This window comes from Herbaspirillum rhizosphaerae, from assembly GCF_001189965.1.
GTDB lineage: Bacteria > Pseudomonadota > Gammaproteobacteria > Burkholderiales > Burkholderiaceae_D > Herbaspirillum > Herbaspirillum rhizosphaerae.
The window spans coordinates 81,943-100,527 of sequence record NZ_LFLU01000003.1 but is presented as its reverse complement, the minus strand read 5'-3'; the positions used below and the strand labels follow the sequence as shown (position 1 = coordinate 100,527).

Genomic DNA, 18,585 nt, shown 5'->3' with positions numbered 1-18,585 from the left:
AACCTGGAATCAATTCGTATGAACTCGCTTAACTCGATCAGTTCGATCAACTCGACCAACATCAAGCAGCTCTTCAGCCGCTACAAAATCATGGCGCTGCTCATCGCCATCGCCATCATCTGGGCCTTCTTCAGCTGGAAGACCGAAGGCGGATTCGTGACGCCGCGCAATCTCTCCAATCTGCTGCGCCAGATGTCGGTGACCGGCATCCTCGCCTGCGGCATGGTGCTGGTGATCATCGCCGGCGAGATCGATCTGTCGGTCGGCTCCCTGCTCGGCCTGCTGGGCGGCATCGCTGCAATCATGGACGTCACCTATCACCTGCCGCTGCCGATCAATCTGGCGCTGGTCTTGCTGTGCGGCCTCGCGCTGGGGTTGTTCAACGGCTACCTGACGGCATACATGCGCATCCCCTCTTTCATTGTCGGCCTGGGCGGCATGCTGGCGTTTCGCGGCGTGCTGCTGGGCGTGACGGGCGGCCTGACAATTGCGCCGGTGTCCAGCGAACTGGTCTATCTGGGACAAGGCTATCTGCCGCAGCAACTGGGCGTGGCGCTGGTGATCGTGCTGTTCGTCCTTGCCCTGGCCTTGACCTGGCGTCAGCGCGCCAATCGCATCCGTCACTCACTGCCGGTGCATGCGCTGTGGCGCGACGCGGTGAAGGTGCTGATCATCGGCGCCGTGCTGCTGGCCTTCGTGCGCACGCTCAACAGCTATGACGGCATCCCGGTGCCGGTCTTGCTGCTGCTGGCCTTGCTCGGTTTGTTCAGCTACATCACAACGCAGACGGTGTTCGGCCGCCGCATTTATTCGGTCGGCAGCAACATGGAGGCGACGCGGCTGTCGGGCGTCAACGTGCAGTCGGTGAAGCTGTGGGTGTTCGGCATCATGGGCGTGATGTGCGCGCTCGCCGGCCTCGTGAATACGGCGCGCCTGGCGGCGGGCTCGCCGTCGTCGGGCAGCATGGGCGAACTCGACGCCATCGCGGCCTGTTTCATCGGCGGCACTTCCATGCGCGGCGGCTCGGGCACCATCTACGGCGCACTGATCGGCGCGCTGGTGATGGCGAGCCTGGACAACGGCATGTCGATGCTCGACGTCGGCACCTACTGGCAGATGATCGTCAAGGGCAGCATCCTGATGCTGGCGGTGTGGGTCGACGTCAGCACCCGTTCGGGCCGTTGAGCGACCTGTTTCCAATCCATTCTGAAAAGAGGAAGCTCATGCAAGCGATCATGCAAGCAATACCAGCCCACGCCGCCTTGCCCGCCGATCTGGCCGACGCACTGCTGATCGGCCGCGTCTGGAGAAACAGCAAGATCAACGGTCCCTGCGTGGTCGCCGTGCGCCGCGGCCAGGTATTCGATATTACCGCCGCCGCGCCGACGGTAGCCGACCTGCTCGATGCAGAAGACCTGCTGCACATCGCGCGCCACGCTCCCGGTGAAGCGCTGGGCAGCGCGCTTGATCTGGTTCATCATGCGCTCCACACCCAGCACGACACCAGCCGGCCGCTGCTGCTCGCGCCCTGCGACATCCAGCCCATCAAGGCCTGTGGCGTGACCTTCGCGGTCAGCATGCTGGAACGCGTGATCGAAGAAAAAGCTGCCGGCGATGCCACGCGCGCCGAGACCTTGCGCAAGGAATTGCAGGCCAGCATCGGCGCCGATCTGTCTTCCATCCGTCCCGGTTCGGAAGCCGCTGCCAGGCTGAAGCAGGAACTCGTCAAACGCGATGCCTGGTCGCAATACATGGAAGTCGGCATCGGCCCCGATGCGGAAGTGTTCTCGAAAGCGCAGGCAATGTCGGCGCTGGGACTGGGCGCCGACATTGGCCTGCATCCGGCTTCGCAATGGAACAACCCCGAACCCGAAATCGTGCTGGCCGTCAACAGCTGCGGCGAAGCGGTCGGTGCGACGCTGGGCAACGACGTCAACCTGCGCGACATCGAAGGTCGCAGTGCGCTGCTGCTGGGCAAGGCCAAGGACAACAACGGCTCGTGCGCCGTCGGTCCCTTCATCCGCCTGTTCGACGAGGGCTTCACGATCGATACGGTGCGCCAGGCCGAAGTCTCCTTGCGCATCGAAGGCGATGACGGCTTCCGTCTCGACGGCGTCAGCTTCATGCGCGAGATCAGCCGCGACCCGCTCGACCTGGTGCGGCAGACCTGCGGCGCCCATCATCAGTATCCGGACGGCTTCATGCTGTTCCTCGGCACCATGTTTTCGCCGATCAAGGACCGCGACGCTCCCGGCGCCGGCTTTACCCATCATCTGGGCGACCGCGTCACCATCGCCAGCCCGGCGCTGGGCGCGCTCGTCAATCACGTGCAACGCAGCGATGCCATCGCCCCCTGGACCTTCGGCATTCGCTCGCTCTATCGTTATCTGGCCGGCCGCGGCCTGACAGATTCAGTGCCATCCTCAAGGAGAACAGCAGCATGACAGCATCACCATCGGCCGCCCTCGCGACCGCGCCGACAGCATCTGGCGCATCGGCCCCCTTCGAGCACGCCATTTATCGTAGCCTGGCCGGCAAACGGGTCGTCATCACCGGCGGCGGCACCGGCATCGGCGCCGCGCTGGTGGAAGCCTTCGCCGGACAAGGGGCGCAGGTGTTCTTCCTCGATATTGCGCTGGAAGAATCGCGCGCGCTGGAAGAATCGCTGAAGCATTCTGCACTGCCGCCGACCTTCCTGCATTGCGACCTGCTCGATCTGGATGCGCTGGCAGCAACCTTCATCGGCATCGAAAAAATGGCCGGCACGGTCGACATCCTGATCAACAACGCCGCCAACGACGACCGCCACAAGATCGCCGACGTCAGCCCGGCGTATTGGGACGAGCGCATGGCGGTCAACCTGCGCCATCAGTTCTTCTGCGCGCAGGCGGTGACGCCGGGCATGCGCGAGCAAGGCCGCGGCGTGATCCTCAACTTCGGTTCGATTTCCTGGCATCTGGCCTTGCCCAGCCTGACCTTGTACATGACGGCCAAGGCGGCGATCGAAGGCCTCACGCGCGGCCTGGCACGCGACCTCGGCCCGCACGGCATCCGGGTCAACTGCATCATCCCCGGCGCGGTCCGTACGCCGCGCCAGATGCGCCTGTGGCACAGCCCGGAAGAAGAAGCCAAGATCCTCGCGGCGCAATGCCTGTACGAGCGCGTGGAGCCGCACGACGTCGCTGCGCTGGCGCTGTTCCTGGCCTCCGACAGCGCGGCGAAATGTTCCGGCCGCGACTACTTCGTCGATGCCGGCTGGTATGGCGCATGACTGACGCGGCCCCCGTCTGCATCTGGCTGGCCGGCGCCGAACTGGGCGAAGGCCCGATCTGGCATGCCCGGGACCAGGCGCTCTACTTCGTCGACATCAAGGGCAAGGCGATCCATCGCTGTGCCGCCGACGGCACCCGGCGCCAAAGCTGGGAGACGCCGCATGCGCCGGGCTTCATCGTGCCCGGCGACGACGGCGGTTTTGTCTGCGGACTGCAAGGCGGTCTCTATCGGTTCAACCCGGACAGCGGCGACTTCTCGCTGATCCAGCCGGTTGAACAACACTTGCCCGGCAATCGCCTCAACGACGGTTTCGTCGACAGCCGGGGACGGCTCTGGTTCGGCACGATGGACAATGACGAGCGTCGCCCTAGCGGCGTGCTGTATCGCTGGGAACGATCGCTCGCGCCGCAGGCGCAGGATCGCGGCTACGTCATCACCAACGGCCCGGCCATGAGTCCCGATGGGAAAACGCTCTATCACACGGACACATTGCAGCGAACGGTATATGCTTTCGATGTCGACGCTGCAGGAACATTGTCACGCAAGCGTCCGTTCGTACATATCGAAGGCAGCGGCTATCCCGATGGCATGGCGGTCGATGCCGAGGGTTTTCTCTGGGTCGCCTTGTTCGGCGGGTGGCGCATTGAGCGCTTCTCGCCTGCCGGAGAGCTGGCGGGAGTGATCCCCTTCCCTTGCGCCAATGTGACCAAACTGGTCTTTGGCGGCAACGATTTGCGGACGGTCCATGTCACAACGGCATGGAAAGGATTGTCGCCTGAAGAGCGGAGAAGGCAGCCGCTTGCAGGAGGACTGTTTTCCTTCATCGCCGACACGCCGGGCCTGGCTCAACATCACCTATCAACAGAGGCAAAGAAGTGAAGAATCAACAGACACCCCGCCGGTTCCGCTCCCAGGACTGGTTCGACAATCCCGACCATATCGACATGACCGCGCTCTACCTCGAGCGCTTCATGAACTACGGCATCACCGCCGAAGAATTGCGTTCCGGCCGGCCGATCATCGGCATCGCGCAGAGCGGCAGCGACATCAGCCCGTGCAACCGCATCCACCTCGAACTGGCGCGCCGCGTGCGCGACGGCATCCGCGATGCGGGCGGCATCCCGATGGAGTTCCCGCTGCATCCGATTTTTGAAAACTGCCGCCGCCCCACTGCAGCGATCGACCGCAATCTGTCTTATCTCGGCCTGGTGGAAATCCTGCACGGCTACCCTATCGATGCGGTGGTCCTGACGACCGGCTGCGACAAGACCACGCCGGCGCAGATCATGGCGGCGTCCACCGTGGACATCCCTGCCATCGTGCTGTCGGGCGGACCGATGCTCGACGGCTGGATGGACGGCGAACTGGTCGGCTCCGGCGCGGCGATCTGGAAGGGCCGCCGCCAGTTGTCGGCAGGCCTCATCGACAATGAAAAATTCCTGGAGATCGCGGCGGCGTCGGCCCCTTCTTCCGGCCACTGCAACACCATGGGCACGGCCTCCACCATGAACGCCATGGCCGAAGCGCTCGGCATGTCGCTGACCGGTTGCTCCGCGATTCCTGCGCCGTATCGCGAGCGCGGCCAGATGGCCTACGAAACCGGTCGCCGCATCGTCGGCATGGCGCACGAAGACCTGCGTCCGTCGGCGATCCTGACGCGCGAGGCCTTCCTCGATGCGATCGTGGTCAATGCCGCCATCGGCGGCTCGACCAACGCGCAGCCGCATATCATGGCGATGGCGCGCCACGCGGGTGTGGAGCTGCATTCCGACGACTGGATGGAATACGGCTACGACGTGCCGCTACTGCTCAACATGCAGCCGGCCGGCAAATATCTGGGCGAGCGTTTCCACCGCGCCGGCGGCGTGCCGGCCATCATGTGGGAATTGCAACAGGCCGGCAAGCTGCGTTCCGACCGCCTCACCGTCACCGGCAAGACCATGGTGCAAAACCTGGAAGGCCGCGAGAGCCACGACCGTGAAGTGGTGTTCCGTTTTGAAGCGCCGCTGCGCGAACGCGCCGGCTTCCTGGTGTTGAAGGGCAATCTGTTCGATTTCGCGATCATGAAAACCAGCGTCATCTCGGATACCTTCCGCGAGCGCTACCTGAACACGCCGGGCAGCGAAGGCATCTTCGAATGCAAGGCGGCGGTGTTCGACGGTTCCGACGATTACCATGCGCGCATCAACGATCCGGCATTGGGCATCGATGAAAACACCATCCTGGTGATTCGCGGCGCGGGTCCGGTCGGCTGGCCGGGATCGGCAGAAGTGGTCAACATGCAACCGCCTGATGCGCTGCTGCGCCGTGGCATCACCACGCTGCCGACGCTGGGCGACGGTCGCCAGTCAGGCACTTCGGATAGCCCATCCATCCTCAATGCATCGCCGGAAAGCGCCGTCGGTGGCGGTCTGGCGTATTTGCGCGATGGCGACAAGGTGCGTATCGACCTCAACAGCGGACGTTGCGACATGCTGATCAGTGATGATGAGCTGACCAAGCGCAAGGCGGAAGGCATCCCTGCCGTGCCGCCAAGCCAGACGCCGTGGCAGGAGATTTATCGCAGCACCGTCGGCCAGTTGGAAACCGGCGCGTGCATGGAACTGGCGGTCAAGTATCAGGGCGTGGCGAAGGTCTTGCCGCGTCATAACCACTAAGCAGCTGCCGGCCCCGGATGAGCATCATCGGGGCCGGCCTGCTGATTCACTTCTTCATCTGGAAGCGCTGCGCGCTGAACGGCGCCAGATCGATTTCTGCAGCCTGCCCTGTCAATAACTGAGCGACCAGGCGGCCGGTTCTCGCCGATGTGCCGAGTCCGATATGGCCGTGGCCGAAGGCGTGGATCACGTCCGTACTGCGCGTCGACGGACCGATGCAGGGCAAACCGTCGGGCATACTGGGACGCCGCCCCAGCCAGTAGCGCACGCGGCTGGCCGGCAGGTCGCGCGGCAATGCAGGAAAGAGTTGCAGGGCAAGGTCGCGCATGATCTCGGCACGACGCCAATCGGGCTCAGCCTCGAAGGAGGCGATCTCGACCTGCCCCGCCACGCGCAAACCGAGCTCAGTCTGCGTGGCGATCACCTTGCGGTCCATGATCATCATCGGCGTGCGCGGACGGCCTTCCGGATCTTCCACCATGGCGTGATAGCCGCGTTCGGTTTCCAGCGGCACCTTGTCGCCCGCTTGTGCGGCCAGCATTTTTGCCTGCGCGCCGGCGGCGATCACGGCGGCGTCGCAGACGATCTCGCCCTCTTCGGTTTGCACTGCGGCCAGACGGTCGCCGGCAAAACGGAATCCCGTCGCCTTGACCGCGCGCAGGCGTGCGCCGCGGTCGCAGGCATGCTGGACCAGGGCGGCGATATACGCGCCGGGGTTGCGGCAATGTCCGGCTTCATGGATGAAGACGCCGAATCCGTAACCGGGATCCAGGTCAGGCTCGCGCCTACGCAACTCGTTCGCCTCCAACTCTTCCCACCCTATGCCTAATTCACGGCGGATGCGCCAGCCTCGCGCGTCGCTTTCAAAGTGCTGGCGCGAACGGTAGACGTGCAACAAGCCGGTGAGCTCAATCAGTTCTCCGACGCCGGCCTTGTCCGCAATCTGCCGATGCAAGGGCGCAGCACCGGCCAGCAGCGTGCGCAAGGCCTTGGCCGTCCCGGTGATGCGCGCCTCCGTCGAGCCGGCAATCAGATAGCGCAGCAGCCATGGCAAGGTGCGCGGCAGATAGCGCCAGCGTATCGACAGCGGCCCCAAGGGATCGAGCAGGAAACCCGGCACCTTCTTCCAGACGCCTGGTTCGGATGGCGGCAAGATGGAATGCGACGACAGCCATCCGGCATTACCGTAGCTCGATGCATGCTCGCCGCCGGGCTTGCCCGGGTCGACGATGGTGACTTGCAAACCCTGATCGAGTGCGTGCAATGCGCTCATCGCGCCGATGGCGCCGGCGCCGATGATGACGACGCGGCGAGGGACTGAAGACGGTGACGACGAATGACCGGACGAAGGTGACGAAGTAAGAGACATGAGATTTGATCGGTTTTCTGAGCGGCCGGGAGGTGTCAGCATATTGCATGCAGGCACACATCTTACAGCGATCCCCGGCAACAAGCAGGATCCCTGCCAGGCATTGTTGCCGCTCCCCGGAGGCGCCATGTCCCGGAAAACCAAGCCTGCCGATTGCCGGCGGGCTGAGGCAAACAAACCTTACGTGCTGAAGGGATAGATCGGTTCCGTTGCGGCGATAAGCAACAGTGTTCCCATCACAAGTATCAGGCCGATGCCTGCGACAACGGTCAATGCGATTTGCTGAAAATGCTTCATGACTGCTCCTGCTGAAAAATGACGCCGCGTTTCCCACCCGGCGCTGCGCTTTGTCTTTCCGTATCCGGATGCCGCAAGCGCCTATCTGCTCAAATCCTGGTTTGCCACCACCCACAGGACTGCCGGCAGCACCCCCACCGCCAATATCGCCAACACATGCAAGAGCCAATCGAAGGTCATCATGCTCTTCCTCGCGTCTGATCGACACGACTTCATCGCGTCGAGAGACGCAACGTTTCGTGTATGGAAGCGAGTATAAAAAGAAGCGCGGGAGAAGTTCGTCAGCGCGGCGTAAAACGCTGAAAAGTTTTGCAAAGAAAATGACCCGGAAGAAGTCGCAAGCGCATGCTTGGCATGCCCTCAAAAAACCTCTGCACAGATGAAAACTTTGCGCTTCTGATTTTTACGCCGAGTCGGCATGATGACGGAACAGCCGAGCAGCGCCAGCCATGCCGCAGATGATCTCAATGACAATGAAATGTGCAGATTCAGTTGCCAGGTTGCACATTTGTTGTTGATGTCTCAAGCAGCACGGCAACGAAACGAAAATATTTCACCCGATTTACACAAGTTGACCTGCGCCCGACATCTGCTTCGTGCTACGATTTTGTTATTCAAGGGAGAGTTACAGAATGCCTGACGGTCACGATTGCGTTGAACTGCCGACCATCATCAACAATGTTGAGTATTTGCTTCAGAGCCGCACGGTCGAGGTTGCGGGTGGCGCGCAGCACAGCGAATATCGTGTGCTGCTCGATGGCGTCGTTGTCAAATCATGGACGCCGGGCGACATTCGCGCCTACTTCTCCATTTCCAGCTGAGTCCAACCAGGTTTTCCGGCAGCACCTGCTGAAAAACAGGGACGCGCTTTCCTGCCGGCGCGTCCGGATGGCGGTCAGCCCGCCATACTTGCACGTCGCGACAAAATCTTCTCGATCTTTTCTTTCAGCGTCGCCGCATTGAACGGCTTGACGATATAGCCGTCCGCACCGGCTTGCGCCGCTTCAACGATATTTTCCTTCTTTGCTTCGGCAGTGATCATCAGCACCGGCAAATGCGCCAGCGATGGCGTTGCGCGAATCTTCTTGAGCAAAGCCAGACCGTCCATCACCGGCATGTTCCAGTCGGTCAACACAAAAGTGATCGACGCCGCGCCGGCTTCCAGAATCTTCATCGCCGCCGAGCCGTCTTCGGCTTCGGCCATCTTGGTGAACTCAAGCTCCTTGAGCAAACCGGTAACAATGCGCCGCATTGTGGAAAAGTCATCCACTACCAGGAAATATTGGTCATCTGCCATTTTGGGTAATCGGGTATCTTGCGAGTTAAGTGTGAGAGCGAATAGTTAATTTTTTCTATTCTTGGTATTTTAAGGCACCTCGAATTATTTCAATATTTTGCCGCAAACCAACAATTTAAAGATTGTTTTTAATAAAAAATACCGACAATCATAAGAAAAATAACGAATATCTCGCCTATGCTCTAAAGACATCGCTAATTAGCGAGACGTTCCTAAGTTATATAGCGAAACTTCCAAAGTATTTTTGTATAGCAATATCCGTCATCGCTGAATCAAACACCTTCTCCTTGATGAACCAGCGCAAGCTTCATGCCTGCGCTTCGCACCGGAGGCGAATGAGCTGTCGTCTGCGGCTGCAAAGCCGCTGACATGACACCCCATGTATGCGCTGAAGAATCGCTTTTTAGCGAGGAACAAGAAAGACCTGCACTCTTCTAAAATTCTCGTTGGCAGTTATCCCCTTCTCACTTCAGGAGTTTCACATGTCGCTGCGGTTTCCCGTCTTACTGTCTTTCTGTTTGTTGCTAGCGGCGTGCAGCAAAATTAACCAAGAAAATTATTCGAAATTATCTGCAGGCATGCCCAAGGAGGAAGTTGAAAAATTGTTGGGAAAACCCGCTGATTGTTCTGGAGCACTGGGCATGTCGAGCTGTACATGGCGCGACAAAGACAGCTCCGTCAGCGTGCAATACGCCGGCAATAAAGTACTGATGTTCTCGGGACAGGGTCTGAAGTAGAACTACTTCTTCAACAGCTCAATGGCGTCTTCGGCAACGCTGCGCAAGTTGGTAATCGTGGCGTTCAGATCAGCCAACTCTCTGGCAGTCGGAGGTTCATCCATCCCTCCTTTGACCAGAGATGCCTTGATAATCGTCGCCGCCATGTGCCAGGCCGCACGATTATGCGCATTGATCAACTCCCTGCGGATCCGCTCCAGCTCCGCTTTCTTTATTTTGTCCATCGCTATCTTTTAGCTCGTCGGTTGTTTGAATCTGACTGCCATCTGAGCGCATTATTAATTTCCAGGCGGAAATATAACATGAGACTCCGACAGCATACTATGCATCAATTCTTTCAAGCTTGTGACTCGCATTCAGTACAGTATATTGATATCACGCAATAAACATTACACTTTATTCCGCAACTGAAATGAATAATTTTGAAGTTTCAAGGGAATTTCTTGCATCGGCCTGATCCCGGTCAATTTATTCAGCAAGTCCAGGTCCTCAGCGAGGAATGCAGCCTGCCGCCGCGCTTTACCACCTGGCCATCAAGGCATGCGTCAACTCGGCAGCAGGAATCTCTTTACAACCGCGTGCGTTCTGTCCCGACCATAAGGGCGAAAAATCTCCGCTGCCCTGGCTCTCCGCCTTGCTGCGCAATGGCGCAATGGCGGAAGTCGCCAGCGGAAAAGCCGGTGCAGCCGGGCTCAGCGAACCGAGCTCGCGCATGAGGCGATTGACCACGCCGCGCGCCGGCCCGCCGGTGAACAAATTGGTCAGCGCGGTGTGTTCCACCGCATCGCTCTTGAGCACCGCGCGATGAATGGCGCTGGTGGTCGCTTCAGGCGTCAGCATGTAGGCGGTGCCGATTTGCACGCCTGCCGCGCCCAGCAGTTTGGCGGCAGCGACGCCTTCAGCGTCGACAATGCCGCCGGTCGCAATGACCGGGACCTTTACCGAGCGCGCGATCTGCGGCAGCAAGGCAAAGGTGCCGAGCTGCGTGGAAATATCGTGCGACAGGAAAAAGCCGCGATGCCCGCCCGCCTCCAGACCTTGCGCAATGATGGCGTCGACGCCCTGCTGTTCCAGCCAACGGGCTTCCGCCACGGTAGTCGCGGTGGACAAGACTTTCGCTCCCCAACTGCGCACGCGCGCCAGCAGCGCCGCATTGGGCAGGCCGAAATGGAAGCTGACCACCGCCGGCTTGAATTCGCTCAGCAGCTCGGCGGCTTCTTCGGTGAATGGTGCGCGGCCGGGACCGGTCGGAATGGCGTCGGCATCGATGCCGAACTCGCGGTAATACGGCGCCAGTGCAGCGCGCCAGGTGGCCTCGCGCACGGCATCCGGTTCAGGCGGGATATGGGCAAAGAAGTTGACGTTGTACGGCTTGTCGGTGCCGGCGTGGATCAGCGTCAACTCCTTGCGCAAGGCGTCCGGAGTGAGCATCGCGCACGGCAGAGAACCGAGTCCGCCGGCGTTGGAGACCGCGGTAACCAGCGCATGCCCTTGCACGCCGGCCATCGGCGCCTGAATGATCGGTAAATTGATGCCTAGCAGTTTCTGCAACGATTCCATGTCTTCTCCGGTCTATTCGTGGGGAGGATACTGAGGACAGGTGATGACGAAGGTTTCAGAACGCTTAAGTGCGTCTTTCAAGTACGCTTTGCCACGTCGAATGAAAGTTGTCACGCCATCACATGCCATCACTATTCGAATGACAAGTATATCGGGGAGTCCGAAACGATGTTGCCGAGGAGCTGACTTGTTACCGATCCTTACGTTCTGCTTCGACTTGTGACCTTGCCGATAATTTACAATTGCAGCATTGACCTACCATGTGGAGATTCCCGGCATGCACCGCTTGCTTCCTTCCTTATCCGCTTCCGCTTTGCTGATCGTCGGCCTGGCGGGCTGCTCGACGTCGAAACCGTCGTTCTATCATCAGGAAGACTTCAGCGAAACCGACACTTATTCGCGCAGCTTCGGCGCCAGCGACAATGCGGTCTGCGAAGCCGCGCGCCGCGCCTTGCTGGGTCAGGGCTACATCATCAGCAAGGCGCAGGCCAATATCGTCGACGGCACCAAGAGCTTCCAGCCGGAATCCGACCAGCATGTGGAAATCGCTTTCCACATCGTCTGCGCTCCCAACGGCAAGGCGGACCACAATGCATCCCTGTTTGTCAGTGCGACGCAAGATCGCTACGCGCTGAAAAAGACCAACAACTCCGCCAGTCTCGGCGTTGGCGTGCTGGGTTCGGTGTCGATGCCATTCGGATCCAGCGACGATTCGCTGGTGCGGGTTGCGAGCGAAACCATCCGCTCCGGCCATTTCTATGATCGCTTCTTCGGCGCGGTGGAACGCTATCTGGATCCGGGAGAAGACGACGCGGTCAAAGCTGCCAAGACGCAATTGGATGGCCCCATCGCGCAGCCAGAAAAAAAGGAGTCCAAATAGGACTCCTTTCGCGATGTTGTCTCTTGCTGCCTGATTTTGAGGCGGGATAACTAAGTTCAACTTAATCAATCACTTAGCATCTTTCACACGACTTGCTCACACACTTACCCACAGTTTTTGTGGGTAAGTGTGGGCAACTCAGTCTGATTATCAGCCTGATTACCAACGGCGGTCATGATAGCCGTGATGACGATAACCGTGACGGTAATAGCCTGGGCCATAACCACGATGGTAGTAACCGCCGCGCTCAACATAGATGGGCGCAGGGGCGACATAAACCGGTGCAGGACGCACATAAACCGGTGGCGGTGGCGCATAGACCGGAGCCGGTGCGTAATAGACTGGCGGCGGCGGTGCGTAGACCGGCACGCCGATATTGATGCCGACGCCGACATGCGCGGCCATCGCCGGCGCCGCAAACAAACTTGCGGCGAGCATGCCAACCGATACGACGGTCACGGAGAGAATGGATTTTTTCACGATGGCTCCTTGGGTGCATCTGAAGATGCGTATTCGTGGTGAGCGAGCTATCCGCGCTGATCAGACTGCGCGGCCAACTACACTCGTTAAACTGTTGACTCTATTTAAATCCAATTCAAGCCCGATAACCAGTCAGTACCCGGTAAGCCTTGTAACAAGATGCTACAAATTCCTGACCTGACTTCACATTTCCCAGCTTCGCTTAAGCTCCAGACGTAAAAAAACGGGCACTGCTTTCGCAATGCCCGTCTCCGCCGCTTACCCGGCCATTCAAGAAACAATCAGGCCGCGTTCAGTACTGGCGTCACGTTTTGCCCTACATCAAGACGCGCGATCTTGCCGACGGTGTCGGCGCAGGCGCGCGCGGCTTCCTGGCCCTTGACCACGAAATGTTCATGGAAGAACTGCTGATGCTCGCCATGCGAATGGAAATGATGCGGCGTCAGCACCGCGGAAAACACCGGCACCTCGGTTTCCAGCTGCACGTTCATCAAGGAATTGATCACCGCCGTGGCGACGAAATCGTGACGGTAGATGCCGCCGTCAACCACCAGGCCGGAGGCGACGATGCCGGCGTACTTGCCGGTTTTGGCCAACAGCTTGGCGTGCAGAGGGATTTCAAACGCCCCGGGGACTTCGAAGAAATCGATGCTGGATTCCGGGAAACCGAGCTTGGCGATTTCCGCCGTGAAGGAGATGCGGCATTGATCGACGATTTCCTTGTGCCAGCAAGCCTGGATAAAGGCGATGCGATTTTTGGCGGGAGCGGTATGGGTATGGTTTGTTGCGTGTTGCATTTGTTCAGGACTCCTGTTTGGTGACTAAAAACAGGGCGCATGGGAACGAGCAGGCGCATGCAAGCATGCATGCGCGCGGCAGGTTTCCGTTCTCTTTCATCCGGACTATGACCGTCGGCCCTGGGATCGCACCAGGTCTGCTGACCTTGACGGACTGGCGTCCATCAAGCGCTCGCGGGCTCGTCGCAACAACATTGCAACATTACCGCCGGTGGGGATTTTCACCCCGCCCCGAGAACATCGTGTGCAGAAAATTTCAAACAATTCCGAAATTTTCGCCACACGGAAATTTATCACGATTGCGAAAATGCTGCAGAGCACACTACGATTCCAGCCCTGCCCGCCTCTGCTTCCTGAGTGTTGAAGTGAAAAACAAAAAATATCCCGAATAAATTTTGCGATCTATGGCCACAACTAAGGCAATCCGATCCCGTCGCTCTCTCGCATCTCTATCAGACACGCAAACGCGTCAGGCCTCAGGTCTCAGCAAGACCTTGATCGACGCCATCGAATCGGCCACCTTGACGGCCTTGCCCCACTCCGACAAGGTGAAACTATGCGTCACAATTCCCTTGGACGTCACCAGCCCGCGCGCCAGCAGATCAATCGCGATCGGATAACAGTCAGCGCTCAGGTGCGCCCCTCGCAAGTCCAGCTCCTTTTCCTCGCCGATGATGGACCAGTCGACCGTCGTATCCCGGCCGAATACGCTGAATTCGACGAAACGTCCGAGCTTGCGAATCATGTCCAGGCCTTGTGTGACGCCGATCGGCGCGCCCGTGGTTTCGATGTAGACGTCGCAACCGTAGTTGTCCGTCAGACTTCGCACAACTTTCTCCGCGTCTTCCCGGGCCGGGTTGATCACGACATCGGCGCCGAATATCCTGGCCAGTTCAAGACGCTCATCGACCATATCGATAACAATCAGCTTCTTCGGCGTTTTCAGGCGAGCTACTTGCACCATCAATAGTCCGAGCGTACCGGCGCCGGCAATAACCACCACATCGTCGAGCTGTATGTCGCCCCGATTGACGGCATGAATGGCGCAAGACAATGGCTCCGTGATGGCGGCGTCTTCAAATGCGATGTGGGTGGGTATCTGATGAATCACGGCGCGTGCCGACAAGCGCATATAGTCGGCCATGCCGCCTTCCGCAACCTGACGCTGGAAGCCGTAGACGTCATGTACTTCGCACATCCATCGATAGCCGGTTTTGCAATAGCGGCATTTCTGGCAAGGCACGATTTGCTCGGCGATCACCCGGTCGCCCAGTGCGACGCCGTGATACGTTTCTGCACCGGGACCGAGTTCCACCACATGCCCCCAGAATTCATGCCCGGGAATCACCGGCGGCTTGACATAGGACGGTTTGTTTTTTTCCTTGTCGCCCCAGAACCGGGCAGCCCCGGCGTAGCATTTGCAGTCGCCGGCGCAAATACCGCAAGAGGCAATTTTGATGATCACTTCATTGATGCCGGCAGTTGGCCGCTTGACGCGTTGAAGCCGGTAGTCTTTCGGAGCATGGCACACGACTGCCAACATGTCTTGTTCATGGAGGCTCATGATTTCCCTTTAACAATTCAACAATTGCGCGCTCATCCTTGCCGATGAAGGCGACAACGGTCGCCGAAGCGATCCCTTTCATCGGTCCGGATCTGGTGGACGGAGAAGTTCAGTCAAGCGCTTCAGGCAACTCCGTTTGCAAAGAACCGGCAATGCTTTGCAGGATCAGAAAGCAAGAACAGGAGCCGGCATCCAGCACGCCGATCGAACGTTCGCCCAGACGACTGGCGCGACCGATGCGCGCCTGCAGCGCCTTGGTGGATTGCATGCCGGCCTCCGCCGCCGCCGTCATGGCCCTCAGACATTGCGCAAACGAGCGCCCCTGCGACAAGGCCTGGCGATAGGCGTCGCGCGCAGGAATCAGGGTGTCGACCAAAGTCTTGTCGCCGACTTTGGCATTGCCGATGGCTTGCACCGCGTCGATTGCATCCGACAAGGCGCGAAAGAAAAGTTCTTTGTCCAGAATTTGTCGCGTCGCCAGAACTTCGCCGAAGGCCATGAAGAAACTGCCGTACAAGGGTCCCATGGAACCGCCTATACCTTCCATCAAGACCAGATACAGCTCTTCGAAAGCGCTCGCCAGCGATCGGCCGCGGTGCCGGGCCAGTTTTTCACCGCATTGGGTGAAGCCCTTGCTCATGTTGATTCCATGGTCGCCATCGCCGATGGCGCCATCGATTTCGCTCAGATATTCGCGGTTGCGGTTAATCGCGCCCACAAGGTCTTCGACTACCCAATCCGCCTGTGTCATGTCAAAGCTGTCGTTCATGGTCGCGCTCCGATCGTCAATCCGATGGATTCGCAGGGATAGGCCATGCATTGATCGAGCTCGTCGTCCAGGCGCATCAGCGTCAAGGTGATGCCCATCATCTCCAGCGAGGTAAACAGATTGCCGACCAGCGAATGACGTACTTCGATCCCGGCCTCCTGCAAATAATCGGCGACGTCCGCGTAGAAAATATATTGCTCCATCAACGGCGTTGCACCCAGCCCCGAAATCAGCACCGCGACCTTGTCGCCGCGAGCGAAAGGCAGGTCGAACAGCAGTTTATCCAGCATCAGCCTGGCCATGTCTCTGGCGGGCACCACGCTTTGCACCAGCACGCCCGGCTCGCCATGGTGCCCGATGCCGACTTCCATTTCCCCTTGCTTGATGACAAAGTTGGCTTTGCCGACGGCGGGAATGGTGCAGGCAGACAAACCGATGCCGATCGAGCGCGTGTTGTCGATGGCCTTTTGCGCCGCGGCGATGACCTGGTCCAGACTGGCTGCCTGCGCCGCCTTGGCGCCGCCCACCTTCCACATCAATATCTCGCCGGCAACGCCGCGGCGTTTGCCCATTTCATCGGCACGCGCCGAAGCGGCATCGTCGTTGGCGACTACGGTCTTGACATTGATGTCGGCGCGCTCGGCCATTTTCATCGCCATTTTTACGTTCATGTTGTCGCCGGCGTAATTCCCGTACAGACAAGCAATGCCGGCGCCCCCGTCGGCCGCCTGAAACGCATCGAAGAAAGACTTCGCCGTCGGAGAAGAAAAAACTTCGCCGACCGCCACCGCATCCACCATGTTGCGCCCGACATAACCGATGAAGGCGGGCTCATGACCCGAGCCGCCGCCGGTGACGATCGCCACACGCCCCTTGGCGCCGGCTCCGCCATGACGCACCACTCGCGGGTTGTGCGGACAGAACGATAATCCTGGGTGCGCTGCGACGATGCCGCGCAACATATCCTCGACCACCATGTCGGGATGATTGATGACTCGATTCATTGCGTTTCCTTATGCTTGCCGTGAGACCGTGAGGCGGAGACGACGGTTGTGACCCTGATGGCGATAACAATTGACAGCATGGCCCGAGGCCAACTGCTACTGCACCGAATAACCGCCGTCGATGACGACGTTTTCACCGGTGATCATGGCGGCCTGCTCGCTGGCGAGATAGGCGATCAGCGCCGCGATTTCCTCCGGCTGCGCGAAGCGGCCGACGGGAATTTTCCCGCGCATCGCGTGCCCCGCGGCGCCGGCCCAGGCTTGTTTTCCGAGCGCCGTTTCGACCACGGTCGGCGATACGGCATTGACCGTGATCCCGTCTTTCGCCCACTCCAGCGCCAACACCCTGCTCATGCCGACCAGACCGGCCTTGCTGGCACAGTAAGCTGCGTGACGTTCGAGCCCGATCACGCTGGCCTGAGAAGCGAGGTTGACAATGCGGCCATAAGCCTGTCGCCGCATCACCGGCGCCACCGCCTGCGCCAGCAGGAATGGCGCTTTGAGATTGATCGCCATGGTGGCGTCCCAGGCGGCTTCCGACAAACTGTCCGCCGCTTCCAGCAAGGCGACGCCGGCGTTATTGACCAGTACGTCGATGCGACCGTAGCGCGCCCTTACCTGGCCGATGGCCTTGGCGATGGCGTCGGCATCCGTCACGTCAAGCACGCAGCCAAGATGGCGGTCGACGCCACCTGCCAGGCGCGCGGCTACCTGCATCACTTCCGTCTGGCGATCCAGCAACGCCACCTGTGCGCCGCAAGACGCGAACAACTCGCTTGCCGCCAGCCCGATGCCGCCGGCGGCGCCGGTCACCACGGCGACGCGTCCGGAGAAATCGTATCCATGCTTTGATGCATTCATTGCAGACCTTTCCGGATCATCACTTCTTTACTTTTTTCAGGAATGCGTCGGCGTTGGCCGGCACGATTGCAGTCCATGGCACGCTGTACGACTTGGCCGTGCCGTCGCCCCACGGCATGATGGCAGCATATTCCCGCCAGATCGGCGAGCGCGGTTGGTAGGACGTGCCCTTGAGCGCGCGCAGCGCGACGTCCAAAGCGCCTTGCGCCTGCGCCTGAGCATCCTGGAAATTGGTCGTCATCTCGCCGCGTTTGACGGCCTGAATCGCCGCGGCAATACCGTCGACGCCGACGACAGGAATGGTTTTGACGTCGATACCCTTGGATTTGATCGCCTGAACGGCGCCCAGCGCTTCGTCGTCATTTTGGGCAATGACGCCATTGATCTTGCCCGGATAGGCGGTCAGCCAATTTTCCATCAGGCTCATGGACTCGGCGCGCGACCAATTTCCGGTCTTGCGGGCCAGCACCTTGACGTCCTTGTACTGGGCGAGAACCTCATCATTGCCTTTAGCCCGCTCGATCTGCGCGGACTGGCCGATGGGCCCTTCGATCATTACGATATTGCCCTTGCCGCCGATCGCCTTCATCAAGGTCTCGGCTTCCATGCGACCGGCGACCACGTCGTCGTTGCCGACATACGATGTCAATACATCGCCCAGCACCCTGGTATTGGATCCGATCACCGGAATGCCGGCCTTGATCGCCTTTTGCACAGGCGCGGCGCCGGCTTTAAGGTCGATCGGCACGAAAATGATGGCGTCGTATTTCTGCGTGATCATGGTGTCGAACTGATTGCTTTGCGTGAGCGCATCGTAGTTGCCGTCGAAGATGGTGATCTGCACCGAACCGTCTTTGACTGAGGGATGCGCTTTGAGCTGGTTACTCCACATCTGCATGAACTCGCCCTTCAGGCCATACACGGCGGCGCCGATGCGCAAGGGCTTGTCCTGCGCATGAACGGACTGGGACAGGATCAGGCCCAGTCCGCACAGGACGGTAATTTTCTTGAACGAAGTCATGATGGTCTCCAAAGATGTT

The 18,585-nt window shown here is 59.6% G+C and carries 19 protein-coding genes and 1 riboswitch; of the genes, 8 read left to right on the top strand and 11 right to left on the bottom strand.

The genetic code is table 11. From position 1 onward, the window contains the following. The first annotated feature begins 18 nt into the window (after positions 1-18). The 5 genes from AKL25_RS05905 to AKL25_RS05885 are packed head-to-tail and all read left to right on the top strand — an operon-like array spanning position 19 to position 5,930. Entirely contained in the window at positions 19-1,185 is a 1,167-nt protein-coding gene (locus AKL25_RS05905; protein ID WP_050476724.1) for a sugar ABC transporter permease, read from the top strand. A 50-nt stretch (positions 1,186-1,235) separates the two neighbouring features. Beyond that, positions 1,236-2,444 (top strand): fumarylacetoacetate hydrolase family protein, encoded by a 1,209-nt coding sequence (locus AKL25_RS05900; RefSeq protein WP_050476968.1) that lies wholly within the window; start codon positions 1,236-1,238, stop codon positions 2,442-2,444. Beyond that, positions 2,441-3,271: a D-xylose 1-dehydrogenase gene (gene xylB, locus AKL25_RS05895; protein ID WP_240475653.1), complete on the top strand. Its 831-nt coding sequence runs from the start codon at positions 2,441-2,443 to the stop codon at positions 3,269-3,271. The genes AKL25_RS05900 and xylB overlap by 4 nt, the downstream gene beginning before the upstream one ends. Beyond that, on the top strand, positions 3,268-4,152 hold the full coding sequence (locus AKL25_RS05890; RefSeq protein ID WP_050476723.1) for an SMP-30/gluconolactonase/LRE family protein: 885 nt from the start codon (positions 3,268-3,270) through the stop codon (positions 4,150-4,152). The genes xylB and AKL25_RS05890 overlap by 4 nt, the downstream gene beginning before the upstream one ends. Continuing rightward, positions 4,149-5,930: an IlvD/Edd family dehydratase gene (locus AKL25_RS05885; RefSeq protein ID WP_050476722.1), complete on the top strand. Its 1,782-nt coding sequence runs from the start codon at positions 4,149-4,151 to the stop codon at positions 5,928-5,930. Before AKL25_RS05890 ends, AKL25_RS05885 begins: the two co-directional genes overlap by 4 nt. 46 nt (positions 5,931-5,976) lie before the next feature. Here AKL25_RS05885 and AKL25_RS05880 read toward each other — a convergent pair whose 3' ends face one another. Further along, positions 5,977-7,203, bottom strand: coding sequence for an NAD(P)/FAD-dependent oxidoreductase (locus AKL25_RS05880; protein ID WP_420840702.1), 1,227 nt, complete (start codon positions 7,201-7,203; stop codon positions 5,977-5,979). A gap of 1,025 nt (positions 7,204-8,228) precedes the next feature. Between AKL25_RS05880 and AKL25_RS05875 the strand changes: the two genes are divergently transcribed. After that, positions 8,229-8,417 carry a hypothetical protein gene (locus AKL25_RS05875; RefSeq protein WP_050476720.1) on the top strand — a complete coding sequence of 63 codons (189 nt, stop codon included), beginning with the start codon at positions 8,229-8,231 and terminating at the stop codon, positions 8,415-8,417. 74 nt (positions 8,418-8,491) lie between these two features. Here the strand turns inward: AKL25_RS05875 and AKL25_RS05870 are convergent, their stop codons facing one another. Then, the gene (locus AKL25_RS05870; protein WP_050476719.1) at positions 8,492-8,893 is read right to left on the bottom strand and encodes a response regulator; all 402 of its coding nucleotides are present in this window, start codon (positions 8,891-8,893) and stop codon (positions 8,492-8,494) included. 482 nt (positions 8,894-9,375) lie between these two features. Between AKL25_RS05870 and AKL25_RS05865 the strand changes: the two genes are divergently transcribed. After that, positions 9,376-9,630, top strand: a complete 255-nt coding sequence (locus tag AKL25_RS05865; protein WP_050476966.1) for a hypothetical protein — start codon at positions 9,376-9,378, stop codon at positions 9,628-9,630. A gap of 2 nt (positions 9,631-9,632) precedes the next feature. On the opposite strand, the gene AKL25_RS05860 is transcribed toward AKL25_RS05865, so the two are convergent. Together AKL25_RS05860 and AKL25_RS05855 are read right to left on the bottom strand one after the other, a co-directional pair. Next, a complete protein-coding gene (locus AKL25_RS05860) occupies positions 9,633-9,854 on the bottom strand; it encodes a hypothetical protein (RefSeq protein WP_050476718.1) in 222 nt (73 codons plus the stop codon). A gap of 295 nt (positions 9,855-10,149) precedes the next feature. Next, the gene (locus AKL25_RS05855) at positions 10,150-11,190 is read right to left on the bottom strand and encodes an NAD(P)H-dependent flavin oxidoreductase (RefSeq protein ID WP_050476717.1); all 1,041 of its coding nucleotides are present in this window, start codon (positions 11,188-11,190) and stop codon (positions 10,150-10,152) included. Between the two features lie 277 nt (positions 11,191-11,467). On the opposite strand from AKL25_RS05855, the gene AKL25_RS05850 reads away from it, so the two are divergent. Then, positions 11,468-12,070, top strand: a complete 603-nt coding sequence (locus AKL25_RS05850; protein ID WP_050476716.1) for a DUF2242 domain-containing protein — start codon at positions 11,468-11,470, stop codon at positions 12,068-12,070. Between the two features lie 159 nt (positions 12,071-12,229). Here the strand turns inward: AKL25_RS05850 and AKL25_RS05845 are convergent, their stop codons facing one another. The 7 genes from AKL25_RS05845 to AKL25_RS05815 form a co-directional block, all read right to left on the bottom strand. Then, positions 12,230-12,550: a hypothetical protein gene (locus AKL25_RS05845; RefSeq protein WP_050476715.1), complete on the bottom strand. Its 321-nt coding sequence runs from the start codon at positions 12,548-12,550 to the stop codon at positions 12,230-12,232. Between the two features lie 281 nt (positions 12,551-12,831). Then, positions 12,832-13,347, bottom strand: coding sequence for a 6,7-dimethyl-8-ribityllumazine synthase (locus tag AKL25_RS05840; RefSeq protein ID WP_050476714.1), 516 nt, complete (start codon positions 13,345-13,347; stop codon positions 12,832-12,834). Positions 13,348-13,431: 84 nt separating this feature from the next. Then, positions 13,432-13,590: riboswitch (FMN riboswitch) on the bottom strand. Between the two features lie 226 nt (positions 13,591-13,816). Next, the gene (locus AKL25_RS05835; RefSeq protein WP_050476713.1) at positions 13,817-14,911 is read right to left on the bottom strand and encodes an alcohol dehydrogenase catalytic domain-containing protein; all 1,095 of its coding nucleotides are present in this window, start codon (positions 14,909-14,911) and stop codon (positions 13,817-13,819) included. 109 nt (positions 14,912-15,020) lie between these two features. After that, positions 15,021-15,680 carry a dihydroxyacetone kinase subunit DhaL gene (dhaL, locus tag AKL25_RS05830; protein WP_050476712.1) on the bottom strand — a complete coding sequence of 220 codons (660 nt, stop codon included), beginning with the start codon at positions 15,678-15,680 and terminating at the stop codon, positions 15,021-15,023. Continuing rightward, on the bottom strand, positions 15,677-16,684 hold the full coding sequence (locus AKL25_RS05825) for a dihydroxyacetone kinase subunit DhaK (protein WP_050476711.1): 1,008 nt from the start codon (positions 16,682-16,684) through the stop codon (positions 15,677-15,679). The genes dhaL and AKL25_RS05825 overlap by 4 nt, the downstream gene beginning before the upstream one ends. 96 nt (positions 16,685-16,780) lie before the next feature. Further along, positions 16,781-17,545, bottom strand: coding sequence for a GolD/DthD family dehydrogenase (locus tag AKL25_RS05820; RefSeq protein ID WP_050476710.1), 765 nt, complete (start codon positions 17,543-17,545; stop codon positions 16,781-16,783). 19 nt (positions 17,546-17,564) lie between these two features. Further along, complete coding sequence (locus AKL25_RS05815; protein WP_476729719.1) at positions 17,565-18,578, bottom strand: substrate-binding domain-containing protein; 1,014 nt, start codon at positions 18,576-18,578, stop codon at positions 17,565-17,567. Positions 18,579-18,585 lie beyond the last annotated feature (7 nt).